Here is a 13,625-nt window from a genome sequence, read left to right as displayed (position 1 = left end):
CTAACCATCCTTTCATCGCTAATTGTTATCCTTTCAATCCCGTTAACGTAATGCCTTCCAGAAAATAACGCTGGCCGATTAAAAATACGAGCACGCAGGGCATAACGACAGTTGCTGAAGCCGCCATGAGCAAATCCCATTGCGCTGTATAGCTGCCTTGAAACATTTGCAAGCCAAGTGCTAGCGTAAAGCGGCTGTCACTCTTCAAATAGATAAGCGGCCCCATGAAGTCATTCCATGAACCTAAGAAGGTAAATAGCGCAACGACGATAACAGCCGAACGGCTAAGCGGCATAAGAATACGCCAGTAAATTTGAAAATAATTAGCCCCGTCAACAAAAGCAGCCTCGTCAAAGTCACGCGGAATCGTCATGTAGAATTGGCGAAGCAGGAATATATTAAAGATACCTCCGCCAAAGAACGCAGGAACGATAAGCGGATAGAACGTATCATAGAAGCCCAGCGTTTTCCATCCAAGAAAGCTTGGAATTAACGTAACCGCAGCAGGCAGCATCATGCTGGTCATGAGGATTGCAAAAATCGTGTCTCTGCCCTTCCACTGAATTCGAGAGAAACCAAAGGCTGCGATCGTACTCGTCAGCACAGTTCCGATAATAACGCTGAACACAATAATAAGCGTATTTTTGAAAAATTGTCCGAAAGGCAGCACGGTAAGCGCTCTCTCGTAGTTATCCCATTTAAAAGGATTAGGAATCCATTCCGGCGGCATAACGAAAATTTGCGATAAATCCATCACTGAGCTTCGAATCAGCCAAACGAACGGAATGATAAACATAACTGAAATAATAATAAGGGCCGCATAACCTGCTGTCAGCTTGAGTTTGGACTCTCTCATGATTTTTCCCCCTCGTAGTAAACCCAAGATTTCGAGGTTTTGAATACGATAAACGTAAAGAACAAAATAATGATAAATAGAATCCATGCCAGGGCAGATGCATAACCCATCTCTGTATCACGGAATGCTGTACTCCACAAATAAAACACGAAAAATAAACTTTTATTATTCGGCCCGCCCTGTGTCAAAATGTAGGCTTCGCTAAACACCTGGAAAGAACCGATAATCGTCATGATTGTATTAAAGAAGATTGTTGGCGTTACCATCGGGATCGTAATATGGCGCAGCTTATGCATCCAACCGCCGCCATCAACATCAATGGCTTCATAGTACTGCTTCGGAATACCCGAAAGCCCCGCTAGAAAAATAATGACCGTGCCGCCTATTCCCCAAAGCGTCGTCAAGACAACAGATGGAATAACACTGCTCTCGCCAAACAACCAGTTGCTTGTCGGCAAATGAAGCCATGCGAGCACCGTATTAACTAAACCAAGGTCTGGATTTAGCAGCCACAGCCATATCATGGACGATGCAACCGCTGGAACGATACTTGGCAAATAAATAATGGTGCGGAACAACGATCTACCCTTTACATTCATATTAAGGAGCAGCGCCAGCAGAAAAGAGATGATGATGACAGCAGGTACCCGCAGAATAACAAAATAGAAGGTAACGCCTAGTGATTTATAAAATAAATCATCTTCACCTGAGAACAGCTTGGCGTAATTATCGAAACCAATAAATGAGGTTGTATCTTTGAACACGCTATAATCGGTTAAACTGAGCACCAAACTAGCAATCATAGGACCGAGCGTAAATATGATGAAGCCTAGTATGGCAGGAGCTGTAAACAATAACCCGTAGAATAACGCCTTACGCTCTCTTATGCGACTTTTTTTACTGACTGCTGGAATGGTTTGCGCAGGAATATCCATGCCCATACTTGCCTCCTATCCTAAGAAGACGGCGGTCTTCAGGAAGAACGCCGTCAATCTGACTATAGTTCTTTCTTTAATTGGTTATTGTACGTCACGACGTCCTTGAACCTGTGCTTGCGCTTTCGCAGCGATAGAATCCATTGCCTCTTGAGCGGTTTGCTGGCCTAACCAAACTTTATCGAGTGCTGGATTAACGATATCCATAATTTTATTAAAGTTTTTCACATAAGCGGTTGGTGTTGCATGGCTGTTGCTCAATACCATCTCAACGACCGCATCCTTGTAGCCCGATGGGCGAGAAGGCAGGTTTTCAGTCCATCTGGTTAGGTAAGATTCATCCGTGTACCACTCTTTATGAGATGGCATCCATGTGCCGGCAGTTAGCAGCTCGATTGAAGCTTCTGGATCAATCAGCGCCTTCAAGAGCTCCCATGCTTCCTCCGGATGTTTCGTTGATTTAAACATCGAGAACATGCCAGAAACGACAGTCGTCATCGGCTGTTTCATCACGGGAAGCACGCCAACGTTAAAATTAAATTTGGATTGTGCCAAGCTTGTGCTTGCCCATTGACCATCAAATGCCATCGCTACTTTTTTGGTTTGCAGCGCAACGTTGGTGCCTGGTATATTTTTCGCTTGAACAGGTGACGGCGCTACATGATGAACATTAATAAGATCGGAAATCTTCTGAATAGCTTCAACAGCTTCAGGCTGGTTCAGAGCAAAGGTTTTGCCGTCCTCAGACAAGAAGTCTCCGCCATTTGAATAGATGAAGTTGCTGTATGCGCCCCACCAAGTTGGTACGTTGACTCCGAATTGTTTAATATTTTTAGGATCAAAGCCTTCTTCTGTCGCATTCTTGCCTTTGTTGTCAATCGTCAGTTTCTTTGAAACCTCTACGAACTGATCCCATGTCCACGCTTCAGAAGCTTTGGCTGGCGGAGGTGTTAAGCCTGCATCCTTAAATACATCTTCGTTATAAAATAAAGCAAAAGATTCTGGTCCAGGCGCAATACCGACTACATTGCCAGGCTCCGAGGAATACATAATGTTAGGAACGAGCCTATCCACAGTCAACTCCGTATCCTTATCAAGGAAATCCTGAAGGTTGACGAACTTTCCTTCTTCCGCTAAAGGAAAAGCGATCGTGCTGGACTCCATCATGGCAATATCCGGCTCATCGTTGCCAGCTACCATGGTCGTTAATTTCGTATCGTAATCCGCTGAAATGGCTTGGAAATCAACCTTAATATTGGTATGTTTAGCCTCAAAACTAGCGACTGCTTTCTTAAATGCTGCGATCTCATCAGGTGCGCCCCAAGCGGTAAGACGCAGTTTGATCGGATCTTTGGATACATTTTCACCGCTACCTGTATTTTCGGTGTTGCTTGAGCCATTCGTTGCCCCAGCCTGAGAATTTTTGTTACCCGAATCAGACTTCGTGCAAGCCGATAATACGCTGATTGCCATAAGCAGCACAACCAAGAGAACGGAAACCGATTTCCATTGTCTTCTCATATTCGTAACGAGCCCCTTTCATTTATCCATCTCATTGGCTCATAGCTGCAGTCTATGATGGTTTTATTGTAATCGATAGATAACGCTTTCAAAACCCGAGTATTATTGGAATGGTGGACTATTATTAGGTATCGAGCGGAAGTCTTATCAGAATGCTGGTACCAGATCCTGGCACGGACTGTATCTCGATCCCGTATTCATCACCGTATGACATCTGTAAACGGGAGATCGTATTTTTAATGCCGACCGAGGAAGAATGTTTGTACATAATCACCTTGATCATCTCTTCGCTAATCCCTCGACCATTATCCTTGATTTCAAAAAAACGTGTACCCTCGTCTGCCCAGCCGCGAATGAGGATAACTCCTCCCTCTTCCATCTGATTAAACCCGTGCAAAATAGCATTCTCAACAAACGGCTGAAACAACAGCCTAGGCAGCTTATGATCATAAAGGATCGGATCAATTTCATAGTTAACGGTAAACTTGCCTTCGAACCGCGCAGACATAATATAAAAGTAGTTTTTCATCCATTCGATTTCCTCTGACAGATGAACGGCGCCCCATTCCTTACGAGAAGTATAATGCAGCATATTGGACAAACAGACGAGCATTTTGCTTAGCTCCTTCTGATTATTTTCAATCGCTGTCCAATTCATAATATTGAGCGTGTTATACAGAAAATGAGGATTCATCTGCATATTGAGCGCGTGAATTTCTGCTTCCTTTTCCTTTAGCTTAATCTCATAGTTTTCTTTGACGAGCAGGTGAATCCGATCATTCATCCGGTTAAATCGCTGCATCAAGATGCCGAATTCGTCATTCGTGCTGACTTCTACGCGGGTTTGAAAATCACCTTCGCCAACGGATCTCATCGCTCCGAGCAGCTTCTTAATCGGACCTGTGATGCGGCTTAATATAAAATAGGCAAATAAAAATGCAATTCCGCTCAATATAGCAGCCAACACAATCGTTGAGGTTCGAATAACAGGCACAAGGTTGCTTACCAATGCAGACTCTGGCGTTATTACGATCGACAACCATCCGGTTACGGTTGAGCGGTCAAAGCATATGATCATATTCTCGCCGTTCAGCTTCATTCGCTGAGTACCGCTTCCCGTCATGCGGAATGAATCCACCCAATTCTCGTTGAAGCTTTTTGTCACTTGCGACACATCACTGCCGGCAACTACCATGTCGTTCAAATCTAACACCATATAGCGGGAACCGACTGGTATGCTCTTCTCAAACAGGGCATCCAGTACGGTCGATTTGAAGCTTATCGTAAGCACTGGACGCTCCACATTCGGATTCAGCTTAATTAATGTACTGTCTTCCATATGTGAGAAATTGAGCAAACGCGTGGCTGAATATAAATAGCGATAATCGATCATGCTCTTGGAAAGATAAGACTGATCAAACATCTCCGTAAAATCATAGGTAGGATACCAAATCATTTTTCCACCCGCATGCACAGCTTGCTTGTAAATATTTGAAAGTGTAGGATCGCCTTGCGGCATGTTTTGTGAATTGCCGAAGGTGAAGTAAGAAGTCCAAAGCTGATAGGCGTAAACATCGTCGTTTTGTGAAAAGTATTTGCTGAGAATAGTAGATACGCGCCGGTCCGCTGCAAGCAGCTCCTCAGCCTTTGCTGGATTCAGCTGACTGAAAATTTGAAACAGATCCTTGTCTACGAACAAGGCCAAACTGTTCTGATCGACAACTTTGAGCTTCGTATCGATGACTTCATTATTTTTTTTGACGATCTCATAAACATTTTTTTGCGCTTGCTCCGTCACAACCTTGAGGCTTGTACGATAAAATAAAGTGCTTAACACAAGGAACGGCAAAGCAATTAGAATGATATAGCTGATGAACAACCGTGATCGAAATGTCATATTCATATCTCGTCTCTATTCGTTGTAAGGGAATTGTGCTTATAAGCTTCCGGTGATAGGCCATTCTGCTTCTTGAACACTCGGCAAAAATACTTCGTATCGCGATAGCCGCATTGCGCAGCTATATCATATATTTTCAAATGGCCATCTCTGAGCAATTGTTTCGCCCGTCGCATTCGTGCCTCGGTGATATGGTCAGAAAAAGACTTTCCGGTACGGCTTTTAATCAATGTACTGAAATAAGACGAATTAAAGGCAAACTGTTCAGCTGCCATCTCTAGTGTCAAATCCTCCATATAATTCTCTTGTATCCAGCTCAAGCACTGCTCCATAATAATCTCGTTTTTCCCTTGCTTCATGTTCCGTAATGCTTGGTGCAGCTCACGAATTTGAGACTCCATGAGCGCCAGCAGCTCGCCATAACTATCGCATGCAGGTATTTCCGTTACGACCGTATTCGTGAGGACGCTTCCAAAGTTTCTTTCGACAACATCTCTTGTTCGGCTTTTAAGCTTCATAAGGGTGAGTGAGGCACACTCTTTAATAAGCTGCGGCTCCGTGTGGCCCTCGCCTGCCAGTTCTTGAAAGGCAGATCGGCATAGCATGATGGCAGCCATTGGATCGTTATCCTGCAACGCTTCAAAAAGCCGCTCCCCATCTAAGTGAAAGGACTTGCTGGAGTGGTTCAGCTCATCATAAAATAGGACTCCTTGCCAGCAATCATGGAAATTATACTCACATGCAGTTTGAGCCGTTCGGTAAGCATGCGGCAGCTGCTCTACTAATGATAAACAGCTCGTCCCCATGCCATGAACAAGCCGGCCATACAGCAGCCACTCCTTGTTTAGTTCGCTAAATGCCAATCGAATCTCATCGCGTCTAAGGAATGGGCTCGGCGTACGCACAATAGTAATTGCTTGGAATGCATCTTCACGAAGCGTATTGATGGAGAAGGTACTGGCTTGACCGTAGCAGGACCCCAAATGCTCCAGCTGCTGCAGCAACGCAAGCGTATAGAGGCTCTTATCCTCCTCAAGCCGAATGGTGAGTTCAGAAAATATAACTGTACCGCTTCCTTGCACAATATCGAGTGCTTCAAGCTCCACTTGCTCAACTGCCGATAGATTGCCGCTTAACCATGACAAAAGCAGATTGTTTTGGTAGGCAGAGGAGGTGAGCTTAAGCCGATGCTGCAGTTTTTCGGAAGCCTCACTTTGCATAGACTCTGCCGCTAATTGTGCATCAAGCCGCCCCAAGATATCCTCCACTTTGTCTATATCAATCGGCTTCAATAAGTAGTCATAAGCGCCATGACGCAGCGCGGTTTGCGCATATTCAAATAAATTATAAGCCGATACCATAACTACCTTCGGTCGATGTTCCTTATCCTCAAGCCATTTCAATAAAGTCAATCCATCCATATTAGGCATCTGGATATCCGTCAGTACAATTTGCGGTGGATTCTGTTGAATGATAGCGATAGCAGATGCCCCATCCTTCGCTACTAATATTTCAGCTTTTGGCCGCATCGCACTAACTAATTTAGCCATTCCTCTGAGATGCCTTGGCTCATCGTCTACAATTAGTATTTTCAATCCGCTCACGCTCCATCTTCATGCGGTCGCTTTCACTCAGTTACTGATGAATTTCCGCATTAGTTGTCAATTTAATAGCGAGTATAACACTAAATATCTGGTCTGTTGCAAAATTATATTACATGATCCTATATATGTAATGAACGCACATTTTGGATTGATAGCATACAAAAAGGCCATCCTTTGCAGGATGACCATTGGTTTCAATGGATTCTTATCGCCTTACTTAAGTCCATATCCTTTCCACATGCTCCAGCTTATTCAGATTAAATGTTAATTTATAAATATCCGGCTTCGAGGTCGTATCCCAAAAATCGAATCCAAACCTATCATCATAATGGTTCATAATGATCGTCATTATATTGCCATGTGTACCCAAAACAATATTTTTACCTCGGTGCTCCTCAAGTATTCTCTCTATGACGGGTATCGCTCTTTGTTGTACGCTTCGAGTCGTTTCGCCGCCCTCCAAAGCAAAATCGATATCGATAAAAGATTTCCTTATCGCTTCATACAGAACGTCCCACGCAGCTTTATAATCCAAACCCTTTATCGCTCTTTCCACCAGTTCTTCATACTGTACAATCGTCATCGCTTTCCGCTCAGCTAACTCCTGAATCGTCTGCACCGCTCTCGTGTAGGAGCTGGATGCCATAAAATGAATATCGATATCGCCCAGCACCTCTGCAATACGTTTTGCTTCTAAGAAACCCTCCTCCGAAAGCCCGCGCGTTCGTTCTTGTCCAAATTCAAAAGGCGATTCTGCATGTCTAACCATATAAATGACCGTATTCATAGGTTTATCCTCCGTTAATGTTCAGATCATAAGCAGCTTTTATTTAATCGCTTGGCTAAGAAACAGCTCATGAATATCCGGATACGATTTACTCGATGGTGTAGGTGTTGCTTGTATGACGGATACAAATTGATGCTCAGGAATGACATTCACCTCTTGCCCGCCAAATCCGCGACAGCCATATCCAGCTTGAGTTAGCCACCAAAGAAAACCATAGGACGGATAGGATGGGGTTATCGCTTGCTTCACAAACGCTGGAGAAACAATTTGTTTGCCATTAACACTGCCATCTCCTAAAAACAGCAAACCTACCTTAGCCATATCTCTAGCAGACAAATCCGATTGCTCTTCACCCTTCATTACCGTATAGGAGAAGCCGCATGGACTGCTCGGCCAAATTCCACTGGCGATATCAAGCGGTTTATACATTTCATGATAAATGAGGTCGTAGGATGTGCTACCATAGGCTTTGCCTATGACCGCTGATAACAACATGACATCCCATTCCTTATACTGAAAATTCATGCCAGGAACACTGTGCATGTCAATATCAGCGATATGCGATAGCCAGTCATTCGTACGCATCATTTGCTGCATCATCGGACAATGGTAATGAACACCGCCATTCCAGTAAATGCCTGATGACATCGTTAGCAAATGCCGAATCGTAATCAGCTTATGATAATGATGGTTATGACCAGCAAAGGCGGGCAAATAATTGCCTATCGGTTCATCTAGATTATTAATCAAGCCTTTGTCCAAACAGATGCCTGCAGCGATGGTTAAAATACTCTTCCATACTGATTTAATGGAATGCCTCGTATTTTCATTACACTTATTTAAGTAACGTTCATAAACCAGTTTCCCGTTTTTCACAATGATCACACTGTTTATGAGCCTATATCGCTTTTGCTTCACATAATTATCTATCTGCTCTAGAAGTTTAGCATCCATTCCCTCCGCCTCGGGAGTGGACAACTGCCATTCAAAGCTCATTTCAACACCTGCTTTATATATTTCCCGATGATGGAATGACGGTTCGACATTAGTTCAAGCGGCATGCCCTCGGCGATAATAGCTCCCCCATCCCTTCCGCCGCCAGGTCCCATTTCGATAATATAATCACAATTGGCGAGTACAGCTGGATCATGCTCGGTAATGATAATCGTATTGCCAGCATCTGCGAGCTGCTGCAGCAATGTCATCAGCCGCTCCGTATCTGAGAAAGAAAGGCCTGTCGTTGGTTCATCCAAAATATATACATTATCTTTCCCGCTTTGCCTGCACAGCTCCTTGGCGAGCTTAATCCGCTGCGCTTCACCGCCTGAAATAGATGGCGTCTTCTGGCCGAGCGTAATATAACTCATACCTACACTTTCAAGCGTGCTGAGCGTAGCCGATATCATTTTGTCATATGCCATAGATTGTTCATTTCCAAAAAAAACGCTGGCCTCTGCGACGCTCATCATCATAATTTCCTTAATGTTTTTTCCCTCAAGCCTTACACTTAGAGCTTCTTCAACAAATCCTGTTGCCCCGCACATATCGCACTCTACCTCTATGAAGTTGCCGAAGCCAACATAGTGGTTTTTAAATCCTTCGCCCTTGCAGCCTCTACAGCCTCCTTCAGAATTAACGGTAAACAGGCCGGCTGTATATCCTTTTTCCACCGCATCAGGTGTTTTGCTGAACAAAGTTCGGATTCGATCAAATATGCCCGTATAGGTTGCTGGACAAGAGGTTTTGCTCCTTCCAATGGGCTTCTGGTCCACCACTATACATTTTTTAATCTGCTCGAATCCAAGTAACGTCACCTCGTCTTGCAGCACAAGCTCTGTATCATCGTTGTCATATATAAACTTGCTTTGGAGTGACTGCTTAAGCTTTGGTACAAGCGTGTGCTGGATTAGGCTGGATTTGCCGCTGCCCGATACTCCTGCTAATCCTATCATCAGCCCAAGAGGTATCGTCACGGAGACATCCTGAAGATTATGTAGACTCGCATGCTCCAGCTTAAGTGCTTTGCTTGGATCGGCTATCTTATATTGTGTTTTGACATGCAAGGTTTTGGTGCCATTCAAATAAGGGGCTGTTCGCGATCGTTCACAAGCCATAAAATCAAGGTAGCTGCCTTGGAAAATAAGCTCTCCGCCTTGAACTCCCGCTTCGGGTCCAAGATCGACAATGTAATCGGCAGCTTGCATAAATTTATGATCATGCTCTACGGCAACGACTGTATTTCCTCGCTCCACTAAGCCTTGAATGATGCTTATCAGCATCTCCTTCTCTACTTTATGCAATCCAATTGTAGGCTCGTCGAATATAAAAATAATAGAATCCATATCCGCAATAATAAAAGACGCCAGAAACAAACGCTGGATTTCGCCCCCTGAGAGAGTAGGAACTGGACGCGATAAAGAAAGATGATGAAGCCCTACATCGACCATACACTTAAGTTTCATGACCATTTCATCCAGCAAATTTTTGCTTGATACATTGCCGTGCTGCTTTTGCAAAAACGCAAGCAGTTCATTGATGTACATATCCTCGAGCTCTTTAATCGTTTTCTTGCCAATTGTGGTATGAATCGCCTGAAGGCCAAGACCTGTGCCTTTGCATTTGGGACATGGGATCGAATCCGCATTAATCCCCCATAAATTCACTTCTTTGTCTTTGCCCCCATGTCTCTTCACTTTGCTAGCCATATGTTTCATCATATCGGTAAAAACAACAACTGCACCTGCAAATCCACTCTTGCGGCAGCCATACTTAAAGGAATGAAAAACATCCTCCGGCAAAACACCGATTTTGTCATTTATATCAATCTTGTATATTTCACAAAACTTTTTGAAGTTTCCTCTATGAAAACGATGCTTGACCAAAAAACCATCAAATACGTTTTTGATTTGTGTTTCCGGATTAAGAATCGTTTCTTCTTGAATCATCTGATGGCTTCCCGTACCAAGACACTTCACACACATTCCCTTAGGCGAGTTCCTCTGAAACAACTCCATGGAGAGCGGCAGCCCGTCATTGTAGGCAGGATCACGTTTGCCATACGTTGCAAACAAAATGGCAAGTAAATTTCCGATTTTTGTCCGCGTGCCTACAGTACTTCTAGGATTGGATTGCCGGATGATACGCTGCTCAATGGCTACCGCAGGCGACAAACCCGTTATTTTATCAAAAGTAGACACCGCATCAACCATATACTGTGTACCCGAGAACAATAGATAGCGCCGCTTTCCTTCTTCATATAACGTATCGAAAGCAAGACTCGATTTGCCGCTTCCCGATACACCTGTTATGACTGTCAGCTTATTTTTTGGAATACGAACATCGATATCCTTGAGGTTATGCAGCCTTGCTCCTTCTATCTCTATGAACGCTTTCATGCATGCACTCCATTCTGGCCTAGATCTCATACCCATAATTTACCGCACATACGTTCTTATGTAAATAGTTTACTAAAAAGGCTGCCTAATGGCAGCCTTCTCGTTTTAAAATAATGAATATCAGCTCGCCGATTCCACCTGAATAGTAATACTGCTAAATAATTTATCTTGAATGTATACGTTTAGCCGCCACATGCCGGCTTCGGGCAGTACCATCGATGATGGAATGACCGCGTCTGCCCCATTCAGCGGAGAGCCCACACTGCGCGCAGAGAAAACTTCAATCTCCTGCGTGGTGCCTTCTTTTACGCCCATAACGTTAAAGCTGCCCGTGAGCTCCTTCTTGCTCCCCCAGAAATACCACATATACTTGTTTCCTTTCCCCGCAACAATCGGCTGCTCGTCGAGGATCAATCCTTGCTCATTTTGATAAGGGCCTACAAGAAATCCAACCTTGTCTTTCTCGCCAGCAAGCACATAGTTGTGAGGCATTCCATCGTTGCCTGTATAAGGCAATTTGAACGTAGATGTTTTTACCCATGGCGAAGGCTCCTGCACTGCCAAAACAAAGTCACCGTAAAATTGTTCATTCAGCTTGACCTCGAATGTCCATGTTCCGCCCAGCGGCAGGCTAAAGCCGGTTGTAAAACGTTCCAACGTCTCATACCCTGAGCTCGGCTCTGTAATGGTCACAGGGGACATAACGGTCAACCGTTTTCCCGATTGTGCGTGATAGCCTTCAATAGAAATGTTTTTACCTAGAAAAACAGCAATGGGCTGCGTGAAATGGAGAACATAACCTTGCTTTGCCCCTGCAACCACATTCTCTTCAGGAAATACTTGAAATATCATTTGGCCGTTCTTCCTATATTCCGTTCGAGCCCCCTCTACCCTGTTGCTTCCATTTGTTCCGATTATTTGTGAAGGGTTCGTAAACAGCTTGCTTAAATCTGTGACAAACAACATATAGACAAGAACGGCTGCGATTGCACCCACTGCTCCCAGACGAGCGATAGGAAACTTTTTCTTCGCTTTATCATTAGCCCTAAAAACAATTTTCTCCCTCAATTGCTCAGTGAAGCGAGGATTCACAAACGGGGAGCGTCTAAGCGCTTCTTCCCACTGTTTTGGCTCCTTCATATGATGTTTCCTCCTTTTGAATCACTTTGCAGTAAACTTGCCATTTTTTTGCGTGCGCGGTGCAGCCTCGATTTAACCGTCCCTTCCGCTAGTTGCAGCATACTTGCCATTTCTTGCATCGATAATTGATAATGAATTTCCAGTATGAGGACTTCTCGGTAGCGCAGCGGCAGCTTCATAACGGTGTTCCAAATATATTTGGTTTCCATCCGGTCAAAAACTTCCGCTTCCGCTGATCTGGATGTTTCCCTTCTAGTTACGAAATCCATCACAATGACCTTAGAAAAATAGGCGCTTCTTTTGTACTTATACGTTTTGTTTCGTGTAATGGCAAGCAGCCAGCTCTTCATACTGGCTTCGCCTCGAAATGTATGCAGCTTCTCATATACTGTCAAAAAAACATCCTGACAAATGTCATCTGCCGCATGGGCATTCCGAATTAAAAAGAATGCAAAATTCCAAACGTCGTTGCCGTATGCATTCATCAAATCAATCAATACGGCATCCGTTTCAAATCCTTTTGCCAAATACTTCACATATTCGAGCTCCACCTCATCACCTCTCTAATTAAGAAGACCCTTCTGCGTTCCTAAAGTTCCCGAATAGTTGAGGAAAGGACATCCATTTATGATAGTCAAAGGCCGGCCCCTTAATTTCGAGCAAGCAAAAGAAATATCGGTACAACTCACGCACCTGTAATAAATCAGGGAAAGGAAGCACTTCAGCATAACCTTTGCGGAAATGATGAGCTCCCACTTCATCCAACGAGCATTCAATCGCTATTAAATCCATTTCACGAGGACCAAGCACATACGCTTCTGTATCAACGATTGCGCTAACACGTTCTCCATTTGATAAAAACTGCCTCGGGTCCATATCAAGCATGATACATGAGGCATACGTCGGTACCGGCATATTTTCAGCTAATGAACAGTAGTAATCAAGAGATTCATAGATTGCTGCATTTTCCTTGTAATAACGTGCTGCCAACACCCTCAATGCATCTGCAAGCTTCTGAGGAAAATCAGTTAATTCATGCCGGACTGAACCGTTTAGAGAACCCCATTCCATAACTTTGTGGGCATGAATCTCCGCAATCGATCTGCCGAAATCCTCCATCAGCATCGCGGATTTATTTTGAAAAGACAATGGAACTCCATTTATTTTTTCAACCGAAATCACTTGTCTTCCATCGATCACGGCCTTGCCAAGTACACTGGGAATAGCGATATTGCTTGTCAATCGCGAGAGATATTTATTAATCATTTCCATATCAAACGTCTCGCTTAATTGTTTCCCGAACAAATTGCTGCATGCCCATACAAAAGGAGCATCAACCGTCTCATCTACGCCGGATGACCGAACTACGTATTCCCCTGCTTCCGTGATGACTAGAAACACGTCACTAGCAAAGCCACCCAGAGTGGACTGTGACATAATAGGTTCAGAAAATAATGATTGTAGGTTCATGCTGTACCTCCCATTCAAGA

Annotated in this window: 11 protein-coding genes; all 11 read right to left on the bottom strand. The window is 44.0% G+C overall.

Going from position 1 to position 13,625, the window contains the following annotated elements:
• Window positions 1-25: 25 nt before the first annotated feature.
• Complete coding sequence (locus AB4Z45_RS09140; protein ID WP_076267977.1) at window positions 26-856, bottom strand: carbohydrate ABC transporter permease; 831 nt, start codon at window positions 854-856, stop codon at window positions 26-28.
• Window positions 853-1,791 carry a carbohydrate ABC transporter permease gene (locus AB4Z45_RS09135; RefSeq protein WP_076268074.1) on the bottom strand — a complete coding sequence of 313 codons (939 nt, stop codon included), beginning with the start codon at window positions 1,789-1,791 and terminating at the stop codon, window positions 853-855. Before AB4Z45_RS09135 ends, AB4Z45_RS09140 begins: the two co-directional genes overlap by 4 nt.
• Window positions 1,792-1,875: 84 nt before the next feature.
• Window positions 1,876-3,312, bottom strand: a complete 1,437-nt coding sequence (locus AB4Z45_RS09130) for an ABC transporter substrate-binding protein (RefSeq protein ID WP_076267978.1) — start codon at window positions 3,310-3,312, stop codon at window positions 1,876-1,878.
• A 124-nt stretch (window positions 3,313-3,436) separates the two neighbouring features.
• Window positions 3,437-5,209 (bottom strand): sensor histidine kinase, encoded by a 1,773-nt coding sequence (locus AB4Z45_RS09125; protein WP_441908845.1) that lies wholly within the window; start codon window positions 5,207-5,209, stop codon window positions 3,437-3,439.
• A gap of 2 nt (window positions 5,210-5,211) precedes the next feature.
• Window positions 5,212-6,804: a response regulator transcription factor gene (locus AB4Z45_RS09120; RefSeq protein ID WP_441908844.1), complete on the bottom strand. Its 1,593-nt coding sequence runs from the start codon at window positions 6,802-6,804 to the stop codon at window positions 5,212-5,214.
• 226 nt (window positions 6,805-7,030) lie between these two features.
• Window positions 7,031-7,600, bottom strand: a complete 570-nt coding sequence (locus AB4Z45_RS09115; RefSeq protein ID WP_441908843.1) for a histidine phosphatase family protein — start codon at window positions 7,598-7,600, stop codon at window positions 7,031-7,033.
• Between the two features lie 39 nt (window positions 7,601-7,639).
• Window positions 7,640-8,596, bottom strand: a complete 957-nt coding sequence (locus AB4Z45_RS09110) for a serine hydrolase domain-containing protein (RefSeq protein ID WP_441908842.1) — start codon at window positions 8,594-8,596, stop codon at window positions 7,640-7,642.
• Entirely contained in the window at window positions 8,593-10,995 is a 2,403-nt protein-coding gene (locus AB4Z45_RS09105; RefSeq protein ID WP_441908841.1) for an ATP-binding cassette domain-containing protein, read from the bottom strand. Before AB4Z45_RS09105 ends, AB4Z45_RS09110 begins: the two co-directional genes overlap by 4 nt.
• Window positions 10,996-11,115: 120 nt before the next feature.
• Complete coding sequence (locus AB4Z45_RS09100; RefSeq protein ID WP_441908840.1) at window positions 11,116-12,135, bottom strand: DUF4871 domain-containing protein; 1,020 nt, start codon at window positions 12,133-12,135, stop codon at window positions 11,116-11,118.
• On the bottom strand, window positions 12,132-12,686 hold the full coding sequence (locus AB4Z45_RS09095; protein WP_441908838.1) for a sigma-70 family RNA polymerase sigma factor: 555 nt from the start codon (window positions 12,684-12,686) through the stop codon (window positions 12,132-12,134). The genes AB4Z45_RS09100 and AB4Z45_RS09095 overlap by 4 nt, the downstream gene beginning before the upstream one ends.
• 16 nt (window positions 12,687-12,702) lie before the next feature.
• Entirely contained in the window at window positions 12,703-13,605 is a 903-nt protein-coding gene (locus AB4Z45_RS09090) for a phosphotransferase (protein ID WP_441908837.1), read from the bottom strand.
• Between the last annotated feature and the right edge of the window lie 20 nt (window positions 13,606-13,625).

The organism is Paenibacillus sp. MCAF9 (genome assembly GCF_052114265.1).
Lineage (GTDB): Bacteria > Bacillota > Bacilli > Paenibacillales > Paenibacillaceae > Pristimantibacillus.
The sequence above is the reverse complement of the archived record's forward strand: the minus strand, read 5'-3'. Positions and strand labels throughout refer to the sequence as shown.